This is a genomic window from Acinetobacter sp. SwsAc6, assembly GCF_013391565.1.
Lineage (GTDB): Bacteria > Pseudomonadota > Gammaproteobacteria > Pseudomonadales > Moraxellaceae > Acinetobacter > Acinetobacter cumulans.
In genome coordinates, this window is sequence record NZ_JACAXE010000006.1 from 66,193 (window position 1) to 87,416 (window position 21,224).

Consider the following 21,224-nt stretch of genomic DNA (forward strand, 5'->3'; position numbering starts at 1 on the left):
ATGGCAGGGGTAGCTGGATTCGAACCAACGGATGCCGAGATCAAAACCCGGTGCCTTACCACTTGGCGATACCCCTAATGCGGCAGAACTTTAATATTTTTACAGCTTTTTGTCAAGATTATTTAACATCGAAGCTACAAAAGAATGTTCTGTCTTTTTTGAGAAAATGGCAGGGGTAGCTGGATTCGAACCAACGGATGCCGAGATCAAAACCCGGTGCCTTACCACTTGGCGATACCCCTAATTTGATGACTGTAAGATGGCAGGGGTAGCTGGATTCGAACCAACGGATGCCGAGATCAAAACCCGGTGCCTTACCACTTGGCGATACCCCTAATACAGTACATCTACAGGTGAATTAAATGGCAGGGGTAGCTGGATTCGAACCAACGGATGCCGAGATCAAAACCCGGTGCCTTACCACTTGGCGATACCCCTAACACACCTTGAATTTGCGTAATGGCGATTCTTGTAAACTATTGACCAAGTAAGCTTTACATGGTGAATTTTCAAGAATGTCATTTACATTCAAATTTTCGGTTAACTCAATAAACACACAAGCACCTGTACCTGTAAGTTTTGCAGTACCGAACTGATCTAAGTATTGCATTGCTTCATCTACTTCTGGATATAAACTTCTTGCCAGTGGCTCAAAGTTATTGCCGAAACTCGATGGCGTTAACTGATAGGCGCAAAATTTAGAGGGCTTTGAGTTTCTTGTCAACGTTTTTTGTGAAAAAAGTAGTTGAGTGCTGATAAAACAGTCAGGTTTGAGCACAATGAACTTTTTTTGAGCTAAATCTATGAATGTTAAGTGTTCACCGATGCCTTCAGCCCATGCATTTTGACCGTGTACAAAGATTGGAACGTCTGCACCCAATTGAACGCCGAGTGCTGCGAGTTGTTCAATTGTTAGCCCGCACTGCCAGAGTTGATTCAAAATAAGCAGTGTAGTGGCCGCATTAGATGACCCACCGCCCAGACCTGCACCCATTGGAATATGCTTTTCGATGCTTATTTTTAAGCCAGTCGGTGTTTTTGCATACGGTTTTAGGATTTGTGCGGCTTTGTAAATCAAGTTTTGTTCTAATTCAACCGAACCAATGCCATCAATTTCGATGTTCTCTGAATTTGTTTGTTTAAAATCTATCCAGTCGTATAAATCGATTAGCTGAAAAATGCTCTGCAATTCGTGGTAACCATTTTCACGGCGCCCCGTAATGTGCAAAAACAAATTTAATTTGGCTGGGGACGGAACTCGAATTACATTCACGATCGTTTTTTCCTAAAGCTTTGTGCTTATAAATGCATCATATATAGGCTGGCATTATAGTCGAATATTGTTTTGTGTTGATTGCAATTTGAAATTGTGAGGGATGTGCTTAGTTTGAAAAAAAATAAGTGATGGAATTTTGCTCGAAAGAAATGGGCATGAGTTGTTTAGTACTTTGCTTGTTTGTGCTTGTTTTAGGTTGAGCAAATTAAAAAAAGCTCATGATGTATTCATTTGCTGTTTTATTATCAAAATAAAAGATTAGCCACTGGTTATAGCCAAGCACTTGTTGATTGGGCTTGGCTATACCTTAACTCTGGTGTTTAACGATTTTGAATTACCATGGTAATGCGGTTTTCTTTACCCGATTCGAGGGCTTGTTTCAAAATCAATTTATTTGGCAAGGTTGCATGTTCTGCATAGCTTAAGTCAACATTCCAGTCATCTTCAATAATTTGAGTTATGCGTTGCTGTTCATCTTTGTTTAGTTGGGCAGATGCTGTCGCGGGTTTTGCTTGTACCCATTTGATTAAATGTGTAATAGGTGCATGCCATCCTGTTGCGCGTTCGAGTAGCTCTTCGGGGCTATCTGCGTGGATTTCACCAGTTTTAGCACTGTTAAGCGTTACTTGGCCTGTGTGGCCTGTAATTTGCGTTTTACCCACGCCTAAGATGCCACTTAGCTCGATATCAAATTTATCTTGTTGCTGTTGCCACGTAAAAAATGCACTACCAGATTGTTGTGGTGTACGTACACCAATTTTTCCTTGTAGGGCAAACTGATCTTTAGCTACGTTTTGCGTTTGGGTTTCTTCAGGCGCGGTTGGTTGGATAGCTTGTGGGGGAAGCTGTGGTTTACTAAATTGTTGGCAACCTGTCAAAGCCAAAGTACTGCATGCAAAAAAGGGAAGGGTGTATTTGGACAGTTGGCGCATCATGCGGGTTTAACTCTTTTTAATATATTGAGGTAACAATAGCGAATTTAATTGATCTAATTGCGGATCATTTGGGTATTTTTGTTGCAGTTGCTGTAACACTTGGTTGAATTTATTCATATCACCTTGCATAAAAATAGCACGAGCATAGCGTGTGCCAATATTGACGCTATGGCTTAAGTTGTAAGCTTTTTCGAGCACTTGTGCAGAGGTGATAAAGTCATTTTGTAAAAAGCAAATATAGCCCAATGTATCTAAAATAGATGCTTGTTCTGGTGCATATTCCAGCGCATGTTCGACATAACTACGCGCTTCATCTAAGCGTCTATTTTGCATTGCCAAGGTGTAGGCATAAGCATTGAGATAGGTTGGGCTATTGGGTTCTAATCTGAGTAGTTTTTTGAGTAAGTTGTCGAGTTTTTCCCGATCTTGAAAAGGATCAAGCATCAGCACTTCGGCATAAATCAGCTCTGGATCATCAGGCAAGTTTTTAACGGCTTCATCTAATAAGCGCACAGCTGCTTTTTTATTGTTCATTCGCTTTAAAATATCAGCCTGAGCAAGATATAAAAAGCTGGCATGCTGGGGGTAGTTCACACGCTCTTGGGTTAAAAATCGTAGTGCATCGTTAAGTTTGTCTTGTTCAGCAAATATATGAATCATATTGCGACGTGAAACCGTATATAAACTGCCGTCTACTAAGCGATAGTAGGCTTTAGCAGTTTCAAAGTGTTGTTTTCGCTCAGCATTGACTGCAAGATAATAGTAGGCTTCATTTTGATATTGTGCTGAATAACGTAGTTCGACCAAATATTTTTCGGCCTGTTCATAATGCTCTAAATCAATACTGGTTAAGCCTGCAATAAAAAGTGCCTCATCGGTTTTTGGCCATTTCTTGAGTAAATCTTCTAGTTTGCTCAGGGCTAATTCTGATCGATTGATATTGATTAAATACTTTGCTTCCGCAAGGCGAATATCGATATTGTTGCGATGCTTATGACTGGCTTTAGCATACCAATTGACGGTGTCATCCACATTGCCTAAAGCATTTAAAATATTGGCTTTTAATAAAATATAACTGGTGACTTTAGGGCGCTTATTGAGTGCAAGATTAATAGTGCTGAGGGCATTCTCTAGCTGGTTGTTTTGAGCTTCTAAGCCTGCAATAAGTACCAAAATAGATGGGTTGGAACTCTCTTTGCTTGCCCTTAATGCGCGAATTAAAAAGTCACGATCTTCCTCAGACTCAGGAGAAATTCCAGTTAAAATTTGAGCTAAATCAGCATTTGGATCAATATTTAATATCTTATTTAAGGTATCTGCAGCCAAATCATATTCATGTGTTTTGAGGGCAATATGCGCCAAGTAGAACATGGCTGGCACATCTTCAGGTTCTTGTACCACCCAAAATGTTGCGATGTCTAAAGCCGCACGTAGATCATTTTGTTCAATTGCAATATTTAATGCGCGTTGTTTAACCGTTGTTGAATTGCTTTTTATGGCCAAAACAGTGTAATTATGAACTGCGGTAGGAATATCGTCATAAGCCAGTGCAAACTCAGCAATCATGCTTTGCTTGAGTGCATCATAATTTGAATTTGCATGGTAAAATTCTCCAGATGCTCGAATTTGAGCACTAGAAGCCATGCTACCAAGTAACAAGAATGTGGTAGAATACTGCTTTATTGTCACGCCGCTAATTCGGCTATTTGTTTGACGCAATTTTTCTTGATCCAAGTAATGCTTTTTATGACACCGATGTTGCACAATAGCATAAATTTAGCGAAATGATGACCTGATATGTCTTTCTTTGCATTAGGTGTCAATCATCAAACCGCCTCTGTAGAGCTACGCGAACAGATTGCATTTAACCCAGAAAAGTTAAGTGCTTTACTCGCGGAGCAGAGTCAGTGTGCCGATTTAAACGACATGGTTGTGGTCTCGACTTGTAATCGGACTGAAGTCTATGCGATGTCTGAAAATGCAGACATGGTGATGAATTGGCTCGCACAATCAAATGGTTTAGATGTTCGGCAGTTAAGCAATCATGTTTATCGCTATGAAAATGCCAATGCGGTAACACATCTGATGCGTGTGGCAAGTGGTCTTGATTCATTGATGTTGGGCGAGCCACAAATTTTGGGTCAAGTCAAAACAGCATTGTCTTTGGCCAAAGATGCTTCTACCGTTTCACCAAATTTAAACCGTATCTTTGAATATGCCTTTTATGCAGCCAAGCGTGTACGCTCGGAAACTGCTGTAGGTAGTCATGCTGTATCAATGGGATATGCTGTAGCGCAACTGGCGTTGCAGGTGTTTAGTAAGCCTGAACAGCTGACCGTCATGGTGGTGGCTGCTGGCGAAATGAATAGCTTAGTGGCAAAGCATTTGGCTGAAATGGGTGTGGGTAAAATCATTATCTGTAACCGCACTCGCAGTCGTGCCGAAGCATTAGCACAAGAAATCGCACATCGTGTTGATGTAGAAATTATCGAATTTTCTCAGTTAGCAGAAAATCTGCACCGTGCAGATGTGATTTCGAGCTGTACGGGGAGTTTGCATCAGGTCATTCATTTTGCAGATGTAAAAGCAGCACTCAAAAAGCGCCGTTATAAGCAGATGTTATTGGTTGATTTAGCTGTACCACGTGATATTGAACCTAAAGTTGAAACACTAGATGGCGTGTATTTGTACGGTGTAGATGACTTACAGTCTGTAATCGATGAAAACCTTGCACAGCGTCGCCAAGCTGCAGTAGAAGCAGAGGTGATGGTCAATCAATTGGCCACAGAATTAATTACACAGCAAAAAGTAAATCTTGCGGGTGAGACAATTCATGCTTATCGTCAGCAGGGGCAAGAGTTGGGTCAAGCAGAGCTGAGCTTGGCATTGGCACGTTTGCAAAAAGGTGAAGATGCGAGCAAGGTGGTAGAAGAGCTAACGCATCGACTTACTCAAAAGCTACTCCATCCGACATCTGTATTATTGCGTCATGCAGCAGCATCAGAAGATCCAGCATATTTTGAAATGCTTCAGCAAGATTTAATTGAAACAGCAGAAAAGCGTCGTAAACCTAAAAAGTAAATACATGAAAAGGTTGCTTAAAGTTTGTGCTGTATTTTAAGTCAAAAAGAAAATGAAGATCGCTTATTCGTCTATGAGGGTAAGCGATCTTTTTTTATCAATATCATAAATGCGCTGTTTTAAATTTCTCATCTCAGACAAACTGGCAAATTTTTTCGATTTTAATTTTTGCTGTAGGAACTGATATTGCAGTTTGGTCGAAAAGTCGGCTGCAAGTTTATCAGCCTGTTCGGGTGAAGAAGTATAGTCGTCTACATTGGCCTGAGGCAGAATCTGGGCTAATTCATGATGATAATTCGCACAAGCGCCCATCACATAATAACTCGACAATTCTGGATCATCAGGTAAGTCATCAAAAATGATGTTTAAGACATTTAAGATTTTAAATAACAGTTGATCTTGTGGAACCAACGCACGTAAAGGTTCAAAGTGAATATATAAGTAAGGATGATTCATTAAAATTGCGATGACATATTCTTCAGCATCAATTTTAGTACTAAAGCTGAGGGAAGCATCTGTGTTGACTTGAGGTTGCCAACGTTTATTAAAACCAAGCTTTTCTCGGAAATACTGCTGTAATAAGTAGCGATAAGAACCTGCTTTTGGTAAAAGTTCAGTTAAGTTGCGTAGTTCACCCATCACCTGACTTTTGCCTTCAGGTGAAGCAATATCTTGTTCACGTGTCAGCTGTGCAAATACAAATTCGGACAGAAGCGGAGAGGTGTCTAATAAACGACGGAAGTTTTCAATTCCTTCACGACGGATTAATGAGTCTGGGTCGTGATCATTTGGTAGTACAAAGAATTTTAATTCACGACCGTCATTGAGTAAGGGTAAGGCAATTTCCAGTGTGCGACGGGCAGCTTTTTGGCCTGCAGCATCACCATCAAAGGCCAAAGTAATACGGTTATTCTTTTTATCATTTTGATTAAAAAGAATATTGAGATGTTCTGTATTACTGGCTGTTCCTAAAGTCGCCACTGCACCAGCAACACCATATTGTTGCAAGGCGATTACGTCCATATAGCCTTCGACCATAAGCCAGTCATGGGCTTTTTGCTTACGTCCTTCATATAGGCCGTACAGCAATTGGTTTTTATGGAAAACTTCTGAATCAGGGGAGTTGATATATTTGGGTTTAATTTCGTCGTTAAGTGCACGACCACCAAAGCCAACAATCCGACCTTTTACATCTCGAATTGGGAAAATCACGCGGTCGCGTAATAAGTTAAAGCTACGGCCATTATCATTGGTACGAATAAGTCCCAGTAACTTAATGCCTTCAATATCTTGCGGAAATGCTTTTTCTAAATGTTGCCAATCTTCGGGTGCATAGCCCAAACGCCAATAAGCAATAGTGTCGCTTGTTAGGCCACGCTGTTTAAAATATTGCTGTGCTGTTTGGCTTTGAGGTAATTTTTGTTCATAAAATTGCGCAATATTTTCCAACAAATCATACAAATTACCATCTTGAGTAGCCTCTTCAGGCACATTGAATTGATCAAAGCCTACGAATGGGTCTTGAAAAGCAGATTCGTCAAATGCTTGAAATTCTGCAAATGGGTCATGTTCTAAATTGGGGGTAAATGCGTCATTGCTGGTTTGTGCTTTAGTTGGATTGTCTTTATTGGGCACAACTGTAGCTGCAGTGACTTTGGGTTTGGCTGCTTCGCGTTTGTATTTAAGTTTATTGGCGTCGCGGTTATCTTTAGGTAACTCAATTCCTGTCTGACTCGACAAATCCTTCATGACATCCACAAAATTGCGACTGCCAATATCCATTAAAAAGCGAATGGCATTCCCGTTGGCTTGGCAACCAAAACAGTGAAAATATTGTTTATCGCGATAAACATGAAAAGAAGGTGATTTTTCTTGATGGAAAGGGCAACAGCCTGAATAGGTACGGCCAGTCTTTTTCAATTTCACGAATTGACCAATCACATCGACAATGTCGGTGCGATCTAAAATTTGATCAATTGTATGTTGAGGGATAGCCATGCCGTTGCCGATTTAATCTAGAAATTTAATGTGAAACAAATAAGAAATTGTTTTTACAGCACAAATATTGAGTGATTCAATAAGCGTAGCTGTAGGATAAAAGGTTTAAGTCTATCTTTTATACAATTGTTGAGCTGTTGAGCACAAGCCCAAAACTAAAATATAAAAGGGCAAGTATGATAACTTGCCCTATGAAAAATTGCACCCAGAATAGCGGTGGAATTACTCAGCTGGTTTCTCAATGGTCGTCGTTTCAGTTTTTGGACGGTCCAGTAGGCCGAAACTCAAACGATTTGTGAGGCTACGGTCGTCATTGTCAGCAGAAGACTGGGTCTTGCTGTCTTGCTCAGAGTGCGTACGACCTTCTTTACCAAAAATACCAAGGGTGGCACGGTTGATTAAACTGCCGTCACTACGTGCTGCACGCATATTCACTGTGCCATCTGCTTTTACAAGCTCAGGATAGTTTTGTTTTAAAACGTTAATATATTGTTGAGCAGTGGCTTTATCACCAAGTTTTTCATAACCGTATGCTGTGGTTGCCAGTGCTTCTGGAATTTGTGGGGTTTGAGGATAGTGTTCAATGACCCAAAGTGAACGTTCAATAGCGGCCAAATAAGCTTTACGCTTAATATTGAAACGTGCCGCATTCATTTCACTTTCAGCCAATTCTTGGCCAATAAATTTCATGCGCTGTGCTGCATCTACCGCATATTCGCTAGATGGATAGCGACGAATAAAGTCGACAAAGTTTTGATATGCAAGTTTTAAATAGCTCACATCACGATGTGCTTGCTTTAAAGAAGTGTAACGAAGTAGGCCATCATAGTTTTGTTCCATGTTTGAAACGCCACGAACATAATAAGCATAATCTACTTTCGGGTGTTGTGGGTTTAGGCGAATAAAGCGGTCTGCTAAAGCCACTGCACCTTCATAATCTTTTTGCTGGAATTTCACATACAACAATTCAAGCTGCGCTTGTGTTGCATAATTACCTGTTGGGTAATACGTTTCTAAAGCTTCTAGGTGTTTTGCGGCATCTGTATATTGATGACGATCTAACGCTTTTTGTGCTTTTTCAATATAAACTTGCTCACTAGAGAGTGGGCCAGTATCTACAACTTCTTTTTTGGGATTGCTGCTGCAGCCTACCATTGCCGATGCAATGCCAATTGTTAGAGCAAGCATTGTCATTTTATAATGTGGTAGTGACATAAAAATTCCTCTGTTATTACGGGCAATGAGCTACAATTGCACTATTAAACCACTTTTGTCTGAATGAGCAAATGAGTCAAGCACAATCTTCCAATTCTACTTTCCCTGAAACTGATTTCAATTTACTTGAAGATTCTGAGGATGCAGATAACCATACTTCAGACTCAACTGCAACACGTTTATCGTTGCAATTTCAATTGGATGAAAGCTATCTGGGACAGCGTATAGATCAAGTTGCAGCAGCAGTTTGGTCAGACTTTTCACGTGAGAAGCTAAAACAATGGATTAAAGACGGCAGTTTGCTGGTCGATGGCGTAGTCGTAAAGCCAAAATTTAAATGTGAAGGTGTTGAATTATTAAGCCTTGATGTTGAATTAGAGCCTCAAACACGCAGTTTGCCTGAAAATATTCCATTGGATATTGTTTATGAAGATGATGATATTATTGTCATTAATAAACCCGTAGGTATGGTTGTACACCCAGGTGCCGGTAACATTACAGGTACTTTGGTGAATGCCTTGCTGTATCACTATCCAAAATCTGTTGAACTTGCACGTGCAGGTTTGGTACATCGTATCGATAAAGATACTTCGGGCTTATTGGTTGTTGCAAAAAATCTTGAAGCTCAGTTCGCTTTAAGCCGTCAACTTGAGAAAAAATCGGTTTACCGTATTTACGATTTAGTTGTATATGGCAACATTATTGCCGGTGGCACGGTTGATCAACCGATCAAGCGCCATCCAGTTGACCGTATTAAAATGGCTGTATTGCCAGGCGGTAAAGATGCAGTAACACACTATAACGTTAAAGAACGTTTCCAACATTTTACACGTGTACAAGCTCGCTTAGAAACAGGTCGTACGCACCAAATTCGTGTGCACTTTACCTATATTGGTCATGGCTTGGTGGGCGATCAAGTATATGTGCCACGTGTGCGTTTACCTGCGGGTGCTTCTGAGTTATTAGAAGACACTTTACGTGGTTTTAGACGTCAAGCACTTCATGCAGCTAAACTCGGTCTAGTGCACCCACGTACACGTGAAGACATGATGTTTGAAGCACCTTGGCCTGAAGACTTTACACAATTGGTTGAAGTCTTACGCACAGAAAATAAAGCGTACTAATTTCAATATGAAATTAAGCCCATATAAAGGCAATCTAAGTTGCCTGAGTATGGGCTTTTTTCGTTATGATGGGTTTAATGTTGTAAATGAAAGGGAATGGACATGCAGTTTGTTGAAGGCTTGCCGAAAGGGATCTATGTTGGTCAGACCCGTGTACACCACGCGCAGACCTTGGCAACTAGCAATGAAGCACTCAGTGGATTTAATTTAGCATTACATGTTCAGGATGATGCACAGCGTGTGCAACGCCATCGTATGGCATTGCTCAACGATTTTGCTACTTATGGCGTAAATAAAGTTACATGGATGACGCAAACCCACAGTACGATGTGTCATACCATTAATGAACAAATTCCTTTTGAAGCATTAGAGGGAGATGGCTTGGTCACTCAGCGTCAAGATCATGCGCTGATGATGATGACAGCAGATTGTTTACCTGTGGTTTTGGGCAATGCAATGGGCACTGAAGTTGCGAATTTGCATGCAGGTTGGCGCGGTTTGGCAGGCGGTATTATTGAAAACACCATTGCAGAAATGCAAACAGCGCCAACATGGGCGTGGTTAGGTGCGGCCATTAGCCAAGCGTGTTTTGAAATTGGTGCAGAAGTAAAACATGCATTTTGCTCAAAATATCCTGCCTTAGAAGATGCCTTTAAAACAGGTGAAAAAGACGATAAATATTATGCAGACCTATATGCTATTGCACGTTACATTTTAGCCCAACATGGGGTACAGACCATTTTAGGTGGCGATCAATGCTCATACAGCCAAGCAGACGAGTATTTTTCATATCGCCGTCATGCCGAAACAGGGCGCATGGCAACATTCGTGTTTATGGCTTGAAAATGTTAAACTTGAGTGAATCTTTCAGCTTTTAATTGTTATGTCTTTGTCTGATCAATCTCTCGCTATTGTTTATCACAGTCCATACGGGCATACCGCTAAAGTTGCTGATTTTATTGCACAAGGGGCTAGAAAAGTCGGGGTTCAAGTTCATTTAATGGATATTGAACATTTAGATTGGGAAGCACTAGATGCAGCTCAAGCGATTGTATTTGGTTGCCCAACTTATATGGGTAATCTTACCTCGGGCTTAAAGCTATTTATGGAGCAGTCTTCTAAGCGTTGGCTCGCGCGTTCATGGCAAGGCAAATTAGCTGCGGGTTTTACCAATGGTGGTGGATTGAGTGGTGATAAGTTGGCTGTCTTACAGCAAATTAACTTATTTGCCATGCAACATGGCATGTTGTGGTCAGGCTTACCGATGATGCCTACAGGCCGTGGCACTCAAGATTTGAATCGTATGTCGAGCTTTTTAGGATTAATGACACAATCTGACAATGCACCTGTAGAAGTAACACCACCTTCAGGAGATTTGGAAACTGCACTTTGGTTTGGTGAGTATTTGGGCTTATTGTTAAGTCGCCTTAAATAATAATGTATTGTTGGAATTAATTGTTAATATATATTTCAACTATAAATGAATGAAAAGCCAAAAGAAATTGCTTGCTTTTGGCTTTTTTTTGCCTTGAAATTGGCATTTTATAGGGTTTTAGTGTGATTTTGGTCACATAATGATATATAAATTTGAGATATTTCTTGTTCTAATCTTCTCATAAAACCGCCGAGGACGGCGCGATTAAAAAAGAAAAGAAGGATGAGCTAAAATGAAAAGAACAACACTTGTCGTTGCGCTTACGCTCTGTTTTGCAAATAGCGTATATGCAGCAGATGGGCTAAATCTCTTGGACGATCAGGAGCTCTCCAAAGTCAATGGTCAAGCTTTACTGAGCATAACCGTAACCGATCCAGAATTTACCAATGCGCAAATGAAAGCAGAAAATATTGGCTTTTATAAGCTTGGTATGGATGCTGTCATGGATTTAAATATTAATGTGAAGAGCTTAAAACTCGGCTGTGGCGGTGTAAATGGTGCAGGTGGCTGTGATATCGATATTGATAATTTAAGCCTGAGCGGGCAAAGCAATACTGCAGATGGACGAGCATCATCTTCTGCTCAACTCACCAATCCGTTTATTGAATTTGCAGTGAAAAACCCTAAAAGTGCAGCTGCACGTGAAATCGTAGGTTTCCGTCTTAGTGCAGATAAAGTTGTGGGCTTGCTCACCACGGGGACAGAAAATAGTTCTAAACCCAATGGGATTAATAGTTTATCTGGCTATATGAAAGTACAGTCAGACAGCAGTGGCACCATTAAAGGCTTAGCCAGCACAGCGGCGACGCGATACAACTTATATGGCTCAAATCAATACGGCAATCTTTCTGTAAATGGTCGATTACAAGCCTTAGGTTTAGGCGGAATTGCAGAAGTTGCATTTACCACCACGGCGGGTGGTTTTAATATTCCAGATATCAATAACAACCCATTTACCACGCCCGCAATTGTGGTGAATGGTACGCGTATGAAATCCGTCACACTGGTATCTCGGGTAAATGTACCTGATATTTTGTTGGGCGATGATAAGAGTGGTTATGCGCCTGAAGGTAAAGTTAATTACGACCCAACCACTGGATACCCAACAGGTGTTACTGCTTTGGGCGGAAAGGTAACAGCAACCGTGACCAGTTGTAATTTATTGGCTTGTTTATTGGCACCAACAAACTCTAAGTTTGAAAATGTATATATGAACGGAAAAATTACAGGCGTAACTGCGGATTTAACATTGAATCAGTCTTTGGGCTTAATTCATAATTTACCGATCAACTCCGCCGTATCCCTAAGTTTGCAAAAGCAAGCGGTCAAATGGTTGGGCACCAATGATGATGATATTGCACAAAAAGGTTGGTGGTTGTCTGCAAAAGATCCAGTCAATATTGGTGAAGTAATCCCACAAGATTTGATTAATATTGATCAACTGTTCCCACAAATTGGTACGGCCGTCAGTGATTATTTACAAAAGAATCCTGCCAAAACCAATGATTTGGGGGGCTTGTTAAAGCTAGGTGCATTAACTGCCAATATTGGTAATATTGATTTGAGTAACACGCCATTGAAATTAAATGTTGAAAACTTAATTTTAAAAGGCCAAAGCTTTGCATCTAACTGCTATGGTGGTTTGAAATTCTGCTAATCCAACACATTGAACTGGTTTAGTTAAAGCATATAAGTAAAAAACCTCCGCATTAGGAGGTTTTTTTACAGATAAAAAATAAATTTTTATTTGTGCATAATGCGGGCTTTGTCACGTTGCCAGTCACGGTCTTTTTCAGTTGCACGTTTATCGTGCAATTGCTTACCTTTTACTAAGGCAATTTCCAGCTTGGCATTTGGACCTTTCCAATAACATGCCAGTGGTACACATGAATAACCTTTTTGATTAATCGCGCCCATGAGTTTTTCAATTTCACGGCGGTTGAGTAAAAGCTTACGTGTACGCGTTGCTTCAGGTACAACATGCGTAGAAGCACTGAGTAGGGGCTGAACCTGCGCGCCAAATAGAAAAGCTTCGCCATTTTTAAAAGTAATATAACTTTCAACAATGGTCATACGGCCTGCACGCATTGATTTGACTTCCCAACCTTGTAAAGAAAGTCCTGCTTCAAATTTTTCTTCAATAAAATAATCGTGGCGTGCACGCTTGTTGAGTGCAATAGTGCCGCCGTTATTTTTTTTAACTACAATACTTGCTTTCGCCATAATCTGATACTTCCAAACTTAAGACTATTGTACCCGAACTTACATAGATATGAAGTTTTTAAATGATGGAGTTTCTTCACCCAAAAACAAGATTTTGCTAAAATATAGTCCTACAAAATAAACTGAGTACAAATGGATGTCTAAAACTCGCGTAATTTATCCGGGTACATTTGATCCCATTACCAATGGTCATATCGATTTAGTGACACGTGCAGCCCGCATGTTTGATGAAGTTGTGGTTGCAATTGCGATTGGGCATCATAAAAATCCGGTATTTAGTTTGGAAGAACGTGTCGAGTTGGCAAAGGATTCTTTGAGCCATTTGAACAATGTTGAATTTGTAGGATTTGATGGTTTGCTGGTGAATTTTTTTCATGAGCAAAATGCCACAGCGGTATTGCGCGGTTTACGCGCCGTATCGGATTTTGAGTATGAGTTTCAATTGGCCAACATGAACCGTCAATTAGACCCACACTTTGAAGCGGTGTTTTTAACACCATCTGAACAGTATTCATTTATTTCAAGTACTTTGGTACGTGAAATTGCTCGCTTACAAGGTGATGTAACGAAATTTGTTCCTGCAAATGTCGAAGCTGCCTTTAAGCGCAAACTTAAACAAGGCTGGTAGAGTGTCTTTATATATCACCGATGAATGCATCAATTGTGATGTTTGCGAACCTGTATGCCCCAATGAGGCAATATTTATGGGGGAAGTCATTTATGAAATTAACCCTAATTTATGTACAGAGTGCGTCGGGCATCATGATAAACCGCAATGCCAATTGTTTTGTCCTGTCGACTGTATTCCGCTTGATCCCAATCATGCGGAAACGCCGGATGAGCTATTTGCAAAGTATGAAAAACTGACTGCTCAAAAAACATCAAGCAATTAGTTCAAATTTTTGCTAAGATGCGCCTCGAAGTGAGCCAGACGATCGCTGCTGTGGAAATCTCCGTGATTGAAGCAGGGGAGGAAAGTCCGGGCTTCATAGGGCAAGGTGCCAGGTAACGCCTGGGCGGTGTAAACCGACGGCAAGTGCAGCAGAGAGAAGACCGCCTTCATTATGTTTTCGAGCAATCGGAATCGGAGGTAAGGGTGAAAGGGTGCGGTAAGAGCGCACCGCATGGCTGGTAACAGTTCATGGCGAGGTAAACCCCACCGGAAGCAAGACCAAATAGGGATCCAATAGGCATGGCCCATGCTGGATCCGGGTAGGTCGCTTGAGCGTATGAGTGATTGTGCGCCTAGAGGAATGATCGTTCTAGACAGAACCCGGCTTATCGGCTCACTTCAACAAATTTTGATCAATTAAGCGCATTAGGTACTTGACGTACCGTGGATAAAACCACATAATGCGCGCACAGTTTAAGGCTATGTAGCTCAGTTGGTTAGAGCACCGCACTCATAATGCGGGGGTCACAAGTTCAAGTCTCGTCATAGCCACCATATTCTGAAAAAACCCGCTCCGATTGAGCGGGTTTTTTTATGTTTAAAATAATGAGTGTGATTATAATAATTGAAATGTAAGAGAATGAATTCTAAAAAATGCCTAAACATGATGAAATTGGTAAATGGTTTAAAAAGAATATAGGGAGTTGTCTTTCGTGGGCAATAACTTTTGCATGGCTTATTTTTATTTATTTTAAAATTCATAATGGGATATTGCCTACAAACTTAAATGAATTCGGTGATTTTATTGCGGGAGCTTTTGCACCTTTGGCATTTTTTTGGTTGGTAAGAGGATTTTATCAACAGGGTAAAGGACTTGAGCAAAATTCTGAGGCTCTAAATATGCAAGCAATAGAACTAAAGAAAACAACTGAAGCTTTGGAATTGCAGGTGCAAGAAATGAAAGCTTCAGTTGAGCAACAGTCAAGATTAGCTAGGGTGTATGAAGAGGAGCTTCAGCAGAAGCATTTTCAGGTTCAACCATACTTTGAATACAGTTTTCAGTTAACAGATAACTTTCTTCATGATGAACCTATTTGTGATGACGATGGAAATGTAATCGATCATTATAAAGATAGAGTTATCAAGTTTACTTTGAATATTAAAAATATAGGTGGAACTTCTAGAAATTTATTTATAAAACATCGTAAGGACCAACCATATCTTCAACAAACACAATATAAATTGGAACACGCAGATATCATGACTATATTATTTGATGTTGACGGTCAAATGGCCCAGGAACTAAATGATGGAATAGAGGATTTAACAAGAACATTTAGAATTAGATATCAAGATATATATGGCAAGCAATACGAGAATTATATTGCTTGTGATGTAATTACCTATATTGATGACGAAACAGGCCAGGTTTATTTACAACCAAACCTAAAAATACTTAGTCAAAGCCAAGCTTTAAACCATACAGTTTAAAAAAGAATGAATAGCTAATAATCTAAAGTTAAAAAATCGGATAACTCCTTAATTTCAGCCGTCTGCAACTGCTCACGCATCTTTAAAAACTGCTTTTCATCGATATCATAAATTTTAAGGGAAAGCAGTTTTTCGATATCTTCTTGTGGGAAGCGGTATTTAATAATTTTGGCAGGTACACCACCGACAACAGCATAAGGTGGCACATCTTTGGTCACGACTGCACCTGTAGCAACGACAGCACCTTCACCGAGTGTCACGCCTTGCATAATCATGGCGCGCGAGCCAATCCAGCAACCATCGCCAATGATTGTATCGCCAGCAGGTACAAAACTACGCGTATCGAATGGAAAAGCTGAAATCCAGTCCGTACGGTGCAATTGATTGCCACCCATCATAATCACGCACTCTGCGCCAAAACAGACAAAATTACCGATATGTAGCTGATCAATTGGTTTATCTACAGTTGAAGGCTTGTCATGCAAATAACGCACGACACAGCGCTCAAAGCCCTGATCCCAGTAAGCTGAGTAATAGCTGTAATTGCCCTTAATATGAATATTGGGGTTTTTAACTGTTTTAGAGATAAACTCAAATTCACACCAATGATTCACAGGAGAATTAATCAATTTTTCAGACATACAATTTAAAAAGCTAAACAAGTGCAGTGCTATTTTATATCACTGGGTGCAAAAGTCTAAATAAACTGTAAACGGATTAAATGTGCTGCATCTGTATGACGCATTCCATTCTTACGCCATGCGAGATAACGCTCTGTAATATCTTTTCCAGATAAATCTTCTACAACAAGATAGCCCAAATCCCACATTAAGTCGTGCAGTTGTTGTGTATTAAAAAACCCAATGATTGGTTCATTGAGTAAGTGTGTCACTTGACTGAGTAACATGGTGCCAAGGCGTTCAATACCCTGTAAATTTTGATATGGCACCGAATAATCAAACACAAGTTCACTGTCAATGGCGGCGCAACTTGCCAGATCTTTTAAAGTACTGAGTGTTGTTTCTGGTTTAAGATAATGTGTTGTGCCTAGCCAAGAAAAATGTGCAATTTGATTGGCATCGTAGCTACTTTTTCCAAGTGCCTCACTGAGTTTTTCTTGTTCAAAATTAATGGGCACAAATTCGACATTCTCTGGAATTTTTCCATGTTCGCTTAAAATCTTAATTTTCAGTGCTTGAGTATCTGGATGATCAACTTCGTAAATTTTGACATCAGGGTATTTGGCTGCAGCACGTAAAGCAAAAGAATCTAGGCCAGCGTCAATCATCACATATTGTTTTACGCCACGATCGAGCGCTTCGAATAGCCAGTCCTCACTATAAGCCGAACGTAATGCAACTTGTGTGACCAGCAAATCCCATGCGTGTCGTACGGGCGATGTTTTTAATAGTCGCATGAGCGCCTTATTTGAAAGTATAAATCTCCATGCGGGACTGGTCATGTTGATAGCATAAGCATCATGAAATAACGGTCGCTGATTGCTAAGGTTGTCGTAAGCGCGAATAGCGGCTGCTGCTTGAGCGGTATTGCTGGCACGTCCAGTTTTCATAATGCATGCACACTTCAATTATTTTAATTCGATGTGATTACACTAATAGAATGCGCAAAATTTGCAATGACAATAATGATTTAAACATTTGAATGTTGTTGCAAGTTGGCAAGTAAGTATTTTCAAATGGCAATAAAAAACCCCTCTAAAGAGGGGCTTCAATGGTGAATCATTTCAATTAAGAAAGGTATTCAACTTTAACAACTTCATATTCAACTTCACCATTTGGTGTTTGAATTTTTGCTTCGTCGCCTTCATTTTTACCCAAAAGACCACGTGCAATCGGTGAGTTCACAGAGATTTTATTAATTTTAAAATCAGCTTCGTCATCACCAACAATACGGTAAGTTTTTTGTTCTTCAGTGTCTAGGTTTTCAATCGTCACTGTTACACCAAATACGACACGACCGTTTTGCTCAAGGTCTTTTACATCAACAACTTGGCATGCACCTAGTTTGCCTTCGATGTCTTGAATACGACCTTCACAGAAACCTTGTTGCTCACGGGCTGCATGATATTCTGCATTTTCTTTTAAGTCACCGTGTTCGCGTGCTTCAGCAATAGAAGCAGTAATACGTGGGCGATCCACAGTTTTAAGTTGGTGTAATTCTTTCTCTAAGGCAATTTTGCCTTCAGGAGTCATAGGATAACGTTGCATGGTTGTCCCTCAAAAAATTGTCAAAAAGACAAAGTATATAAATGAAAAAAGCCCGCCACCAAGAAGGTGACGGGACTTCTCGGTAGCTTAATTAACCTTTGGTAAGGTCTTGCAAGCGGTATACATCCATTGGCAATTTAATTGCTAGGGCTTGGCATACAGCATCTGCACCGTTTAATGTAGTGGTGTTGTACACTTTACCTTGGAGTGCTGAACGGCGGATAGAGAATGAATCCTCTTGTGCCTTTTTACCTTCAGTCGTGTTGATCACAAGGTGGATTTCGCCGTTTTTAATACGGTCCACAATGTTAGGACGACCTTCAGTGACTTTATTCACGCGCTCACATTCAAGACCAGCTTCACTGATAACGTTAAATGTACCATCAGTCGCAAGAATCTTGAAGCCTAAATCAATAAGTTGTTTCGCAATGCCTGCAGCACGTGGCTTGTCTGAATCACGCACTGAAATAAATGCATGTTTCACTTCACCTTCAGTTGGTAGGCCAGGTAAACGTTCGTTTGCACCTAAAACAGCTTTGTAGAATGCTTCACCAAATGTTTTACCCACACCCATTACTTCACCTGTAGATTTCATCTCAGGTCCAAGAATTGGGTCAACGCCAGGGAACTTGTTGAATGGGAACACTGCTTCTTTTACAGAGAAGTGCTCAGGGATAATCTCTGCAGTGAATCCTTGAGATTCTAGAGATTGACCTGCCATACAACGTGCAGCCACTTTCGCTAAAGATTCGCCGATGCACTTAGATACGAATGGAACAGTACGTGATGCACGTGGGTTCACTTCTAAGATGTAAACGTCATTACCTTTAACAGCAAACTGTACGTTCATCAAACCAATTACGCCAAGCTCTTTCGCCATTGCAATTGTTTGACGGCGCATTTCGTCCTGTACTTCTTTAGATAAAGAGTAAGGAGGGATAGAACATGCAGAGTCACCAGAGTGAATACCAGCTTGTTCGATGTGCTGCATGATACCGCCGATCACAACGTCTTTACCGTCAGATACGCAGTCTACGTCAACTTCGATTGCGTCATCTAGGAAACGGTCAAGAAGTACTGGCGCTTCGTTTGATGCTTGAACCGCATCACGTAAGTAGCGTTTTAATTCTTCGTCGTTGTAAACGATTTCCATTGCACGACCACCCAATACATAAGAAGGGCGTACTACAAGTGGATAACCAACTTTCGCAGCTTCAGCCATACCTTCTTCAGCAGATTTTACGATGCTGTTGTTTGGTTGGCGAAGTTGTAGACGTTGAATCATTTGTTGGAAACGTTCACGGTCTTCTGCACGGTCAATCGCGTCAGGTGAGGTACCAATAATTGGCGCACCAGCTTCTTCCAAAGCACGAGCCAATTTTAAAGGTGTTTGACCACCGTACTGTACGATAATGCCTTTAGGCTTCTCGATACGCACGATTTCAAGTACATCTTCAAGTGTAATTGGTTCGAAGTACAAACGATCTGATGTGTCGTAATCTGTAGAAACAGTTTCAGGGTTACAGTTCACCATGATTGTTTCATAGCCGTCATCACGCATAGCAAGCGCTGCGTGTACACAGCAGTAATCGAATTCGATACCTTGACCAATACGGTTAGGACCGCCACCAATTACCATGATCTTGTCACGAGTTGAAGGATTTGCTTCACATTCTTCATCGTAAGTTGAGTACATGTAAGCTGTGTCAGATTCGAATTCTGCAGCACATGTATCCACACGTTTGTAAACTGGCGTTACGCCCAAGTTCCAACGGTGTTTACGGAATTGTTTTTGTGAAATGCCCATCAAGTTCGCAATGCGAAGATCTGATAAACCTTTACGTTTGAATGAACGGATGTTGTCCGCGTTCAAATCACCAAAACCTAAAGTTTTGATTTGGTTTTCAGATTTGATGATGTCTTCGATTTGGATTAAGAACCAACGGTCGATATTGGTTGCAGCAAATACTTCGTCTAGTGTGAAACCATGACGGAATGCATCGCCTACATACCAAATACGCTCAGGACCTGGAACTTTAAGCTCTTGTAAGATTTTCTCACGCGCGCCCTCAGAACCCACTTCGATTTTTTCGTCAAAACCACAAGCGCCAACTTCAAGACCACGAAGGGCTTTTTGTACAGACTCTTGGAAGTTACGACCAATCGCCATCACTTCACCTACAGATTTCATCTGAGTTGTAAGCGTTGCGTCAGCTTGTGAGAATTTTTCGAAGTTGAAACGTGGAATCTTTGTTACAACGTAGTCGATCGCAGGTTCGAACGAAGCAGGAGTTGTACCGCCAGTGATGTCATTTTTCAATTCATCAAGGGTATAGCCAACAGCCAATTTCGCAGCGATTTTTGCAATTGGGAAGCCAGTTGCTTTAGATGCAAGGGCAGATGAACGAGAAACACGTGGGTTCATCTCGATCACAACCATACGGCCGTCTTTCGGGTTGATACCAAACTGAACGTTAGAACCGCCAGTTTCAACACCAATTTCACGAAGTACAGCTAAAGATGCATTACGGAGTAATTGGAATTCTTTGTCTGTTAATGTTTGTGCAGGAGCAACAGTGATTGAGTCACCTGTGTGCACGCCCATTGGGTCAAAGTTTTCAATGGTACATACAATGATACAGTTGTCGTTTTTGTCACGAACAACTTCCATTTCGTATTCTTTCCAACCAATTAACGATTCATCGATCAATAATTGTTTAGTCGGAGAAAGATCGAAACCGCGTTCACAGATTTCAATGAACTCTTCACGGTTGTAAGCGATACCACCACCTGAACCACCCATCGTGAATGATGGACGGATAATTACAGGGAAGCCGAAACGTGCTTGGATTTCCAAAGCGTGTTCCATGCTTTCTGCAACGTCAGCACGTGGGCATTCCAAACCGATTTTGCGCATTGCGATATCGAAAAGTTTACGGTCTTCCGCTTTTTCGATTGCTTCTTTGGTCGCGCCAATCAATTCAACATTGTATTTTTCTAAAATACCGTGCTCATCAAGTGCAAGCGCACAGTTCAATGCAGTTTGACCACCCATTGTAGGAAGAACAGCATCTGGGCGTTCTTTCTCAATGATTGCAGCTACAGTTTGCCAAGTGATTGGCTCGATGTAAGTGGCGTCTGCCATAGCAGGGTCAGTCATAATCGTAGCAGGGTTCGAGTTTACAAGAATAACTCGGTAACCTTCTTCACGAAGCGCTTTACACGCTTGAGCACCTGAGTAGTCAAACTCACATGCCTGACCGATGACAATCGGACCAGCACCAATAATTAAGATGCTTTTAATGTCAGTACGTTTAGCCATGATG

At 40.9% G+C, this 21,224-nt stretch carries 18 protein-coding genes, 5 tRNA genes and 1 other RNA gene; 10 read left to right on the forward strand and 14 right to left on the reverse strand.

The window, feature by feature from the left end:
* Position 1: 1 nt before the first annotated feature.
* The 7 genes from HYG93_RS06115 to HYG93_RS06145 all read right to left on the reverse strand — a co-directional run bounded on the left by HYG93_RS06115 (position 2) and on the right by HYG93_RS06145 (position 3,930).
* A tRNA-Gln gene (locus HYG93_RS06115) sits at positions 2–76 on the reverse strand.
* Positions 77–167: 91 nt separating this feature from the next.
* Positions 168–242 (reverse strand) — tRNA-Gln (locus tag HYG93_RS06120).
* An 18-nt stretch (positions 243–260) separates the two neighbouring features.
* Positions 261–335 (reverse strand) — tRNA-Gln (locus tag HYG93_RS06125).
* 28 nt (positions 336–363) lie between these two features.
* Positions 364–438, reverse strand: a tRNA-Gln gene (locus HYG93_RS06130).
* Positions 437–1,273 (reverse strand): 4-(cytidine 5'-diphospho)-2-C-methyl-D-erythritol kinase, encoded by an 837-nt coding sequence (gene ispE, locus HYG93_RS06135; protein WP_106984519.1) that lies wholly within the window; start codon positions 1,271–1,273, stop codon positions 437–439. Before ispE ends, HYG93_RS06130 begins: the two co-directional genes overlap by 2 nt.
* Before the next feature lie 323 nt (positions 1,274–1,596).
* Positions 1,597–2,208: a lipoprotein insertase outer membrane protein LolB gene (gene lolB, locus HYG93_RS06140; protein ID WP_106984558.1), complete on the reverse strand. Its 612-nt coding sequence runs from the start codon at positions 2,206–2,208 to the stop codon at positions 1,597–1,599.
* A 9-nt stretch (positions 2,209–2,217) separates the two neighbouring features.
* Positions 2,218–3,930, reverse strand: coding sequence for a tetratricopeptide repeat protein (locus HYG93_RS06145; protein ID WP_178962066.1), 1,713 nt, complete (start codon positions 3,928–3,930; stop codon positions 2,218–2,220).
* A gap of 78 nt (positions 3,931–4,008) precedes the next feature.
* Between HYG93_RS06145 and hemA the strand changes: the two genes are divergently transcribed.
* Positions 4,009–5,292, forward strand: coding sequence for a glutamyl-tRNA reductase (gene hemA / locus HYG93_RS06150; protein ID WP_106984520.1), 1,284 nt, complete (start codon positions 4,009–4,011; stop codon positions 5,290–5,292).
* A gap of 63 nt (positions 5,293–5,355) precedes the next feature.
* Here hemA and HYG93_RS06155 read toward each other — a convergent pair whose 3' ends face one another.
* Together HYG93_RS06155 and HYG93_RS06160 are read right to left on the reverse strand one after the other, a co-directional pair.
* Complete coding sequence (locus HYG93_RS06155) at positions 5,356–7,290, reverse strand: DNA primase (RefSeq protein ID WP_120365868.1); 1,935 nt, start codon at positions 7,288–7,290, stop codon at positions 5,356–5,358.
* A 222-nt stretch (positions 7,291–7,512) separates the two neighbouring features.
* A complete protein-coding gene (locus tag HYG93_RS06160; RefSeq protein WP_106984522.1) occupies positions 7,513–8,505 on the reverse strand; it encodes an outer membrane protein assembly factor BamD in 993 nt (330 codons plus the stop codon).
* Positions 8,506–8,576: 71 nt separating this feature from the next.
* Here HYG93_RS06160 and rluD point away from each other — a divergent pair, with 71 nt between their 5' ends.
* The 4 genes from rluD to HYG93_RS06180 all read left to right on the forward strand — a co-directional run bounded on the left by rluD (position 8,577) and on the right by HYG93_RS06180 (position 12,721).
* The gene (rluD, locus tag HYG93_RS06165; protein WP_120363787.1) at positions 8,577–9,629 is read left to right on the forward strand and encodes a 23S rRNA pseudouridine(1911/1915/1917) synthase RluD; all 1,053 of its coding nucleotides are present in this window, start codon (positions 8,577–8,579) and stop codon (positions 9,627–9,629) included.
* 102 nt (positions 9,630–9,731) lie between these two features.
* Positions 9,732–10,472 (forward strand): peptidoglycan editing factor PgeF, encoded by a 741-nt coding sequence (gene pgeF, locus HYG93_RS06170; protein WP_120363786.1) that lies wholly within the window; start codon positions 9,732–9,734, stop codon positions 10,470–10,472.
* Positions 10,473–10,512: 40 nt separating this feature from the next.
* Positions 10,513–11,064, forward strand: a complete 552-nt coding sequence (locus HYG93_RS06175) for a flavodoxin family protein (protein WP_117006494.1) — start codon at positions 10,513–10,515, stop codon at positions 11,062–11,064.
* A gap of 232 nt (positions 11,065–11,296) precedes the next feature.
* Complete coding sequence (locus HYG93_RS06180; RefSeq protein ID WP_120363785.1) at positions 11,297–12,721, forward strand: hypothetical protein; 1,425 nt, start codon at positions 11,297–11,299, stop codon at positions 12,719–12,721.
* An 86-nt stretch (positions 12,722–12,807) separates the two neighbouring features.
* On the opposite strand, the gene smpB is transcribed toward HYG93_RS06180, so the two are convergent.
* Positions 12,808–13,287: an SsrA-binding protein SmpB gene (gene smpB / locus HYG93_RS06185; protein WP_086176263.1), complete on the reverse strand. Its 480-nt coding sequence runs from the start codon at positions 13,285–13,287 to the stop codon at positions 12,808–12,810.
* Between the two features lie 136 nt (positions 13,288–13,423).
* Between smpB and coaD the strand changes: the two genes are divergently transcribed.
* The 5 genes from coaD (at position 13,424) to HYG93_RS19330 (ending at position 15,670) form a co-directional block, all read left to right on the forward strand.
* Positions 13,424–13,915, forward strand: a complete 492-nt coding sequence (coaD, locus tag HYG93_RS06190) for a pantetheine-phosphate adenylyltransferase (protein WP_106984528.1) — start codon at positions 13,424–13,426, stop codon at positions 13,913–13,915.
* A 1-nt stretch (position 13,916) separates the two neighbouring features.
* Positions 13,917–14,180, forward strand: coding sequence for a YfhL family 4Fe-4S dicluster ferredoxin (locus HYG93_RS06195; RefSeq protein ID WP_120363784.1), 264 nt, complete (start codon positions 13,917–13,919; stop codon positions 14,178–14,180).
* 26 nt (positions 14,181–14,206) lie between these two features.
* Positions 14,207–14,584, forward strand: an RNA gene (gene rnpB, locus HYG93_RS06200) — RNase P RNA component class A.
* A 73-nt stretch (positions 14,585–14,657) separates the two neighbouring features.
* Positions 14,658–14,734, forward strand: a tRNA-Met gene (locus HYG93_RS06205).
* 99 nt (positions 14,735–14,833) lie between these two features.
* Positions 14,834–15,670: a hypothetical protein gene (locus HYG93_RS19330; protein ID WP_228198698.1), complete on the forward strand. Its 837-nt coding sequence runs from the start codon at positions 14,834–14,836 to the stop codon at positions 15,668–15,670.
* Between the two features lie 14 nt (positions 15,671–15,684).
* Here HYG93_RS19330 and HYG93_RS06215 read toward each other — a convergent pair whose 3' ends face one another.
* The 4 genes from HYG93_RS06215 to carB form a co-directional block, all read right to left on the reverse strand.
* Complete coding sequence (locus HYG93_RS06215) at positions 15,685–16,311, reverse strand: CatB-related O-acetyltransferase (RefSeq protein ID WP_120363783.1); 627 nt, start codon at positions 16,309–16,311, stop codon at positions 15,685–15,687.
* A 56-nt stretch (positions 16,312–16,367) separates the two neighbouring features.
* Positions 16,368–17,240, reverse strand: a complete 873-nt coding sequence (locus tag HYG93_RS06220) for a class I SAM-dependent methyltransferase (protein WP_120363782.1) — start codon at positions 17,238–17,240, stop codon at positions 16,368–16,370.
* Positions 17,241–17,418: 178 nt separating this feature from the next.
* The gene (gene greA / locus HYG93_RS06225) at positions 17,419–17,898 is read right to left on the reverse strand and encodes a transcription elongation factor GreA (protein WP_106984533.1); all 480 of its coding nucleotides are present in this window, start codon (positions 17,896–17,898) and stop codon (positions 17,419–17,421) included.
* 91 nt (positions 17,899–17,989) lie between these two features.
* On the reverse strand, positions 17,990–21,220 hold the full coding sequence (gene carB / locus HYG93_RS06230; RefSeq protein ID WP_106984534.1) for a carbamoyl-phosphate synthase large subunit: 3,231 nt from the start codon (positions 21,218–21,220) through the stop codon (positions 17,990–17,992).
* Positions 21,221–21,224 lie beyond the last annotated feature (4 nt).

Bases quoted from the DNA above. Each gene is read 5' to 3' on its own strand.
- lolB (WP_106984558.1), bottom strand. From the start codon at position 2,208: ATGCGCCAACTGTCCAAATACACCCTTCCCTTTTTTGCATGCAGTACT.
- hemA (WP_106984520.1), top strand. From the start codon at position 4,009: ATGTCTTTCTTTGCATTAGGTGTCAATCATCAAACCGCCTCTGTAGAG.
- HYG93_RS06155 (WP_120365868.1), bottom strand. From the start codon at position 7,290: ATGGCTATCCCTCAACATACAATTGATCAAATTTTAGATCGCACCGAC.
- HYG93_RS06160 (WP_106984522.1), bottom strand. From the start codon at position 8,505: ATGTCACTACCACATTATAAAATGACAATGCTTGCTCTAACAATTGGC.
- rluD (WP_120363787.1), top strand. From the start codon at position 8,577: ATGAGTCAAGCACAATCTTCCAATTCTACTTTCCCTGAAACTGATTTC.
- pgeF (WP_120363786.1), top strand. From the start codon at position 9,732: ATGCAGTTTGTTGAAGGCTTGCCGAAAGGGATCTATGTTGGTCAGACC.
- HYG93_RS06175 (WP_117006494.1), top strand. From the start codon at position 10,513: ATGTCTTTGTCTGATCAATCTCTCGCTATTGTTTATCACAGTCCATAC.
- HYG93_RS06180 (WP_120363785.1), top strand. From the start codon at position 11,297: ATGAAAAGAACAACACTTGTCGTTGCGCTTACGCTCTGTTTTGCAAAT.
- smpB (WP_086176263.1), bottom strand. From the start codon at position 13,287: ATGGCGAAAGCAAGTATTGTAGTTAAAAAAAATAACGGCGGCACTATT.
- coaD (WP_106984528.1), top strand. From the start codon at position 13,424: ATGTCTAAAACTCGCGTAATTTATCCGGGTACATTTGATCCCATTACC.
- HYG93_RS19330 (WP_228198698.1), top strand. From the start codon at position 14,834: ATGCCTAAACATGATGAAATTGGTAAATGGTTTAAAAAGAATATAGGG.
- HYG93_RS06215 (WP_120363783.1), bottom strand. From the start codon at position 16,311: ATGTCTGAAAAATTGATTAATTCTCCTGTGAATCATTGGTGTGAATTT.
- HYG93_RS06220 (WP_120363782.1), bottom strand. From the start codon at position 17,240: ATGAAAACTGGACGTGCCAGCAATACCGCTCAAGCAGCAGCCGCTATT.
- greA (WP_106984533.1), bottom strand. From the start codon at position 17,898: ATGCAACGTTATCCTATGACTCCTGAAGGCAAAATTGCCTTAGAGAAA.
- carB (WP_106984534.1), bottom strand. From the start codon at position 21,220: ATGGCTAAACGTACTGACATTAAAAGCATCTTAATTATTGGTGCTGGT.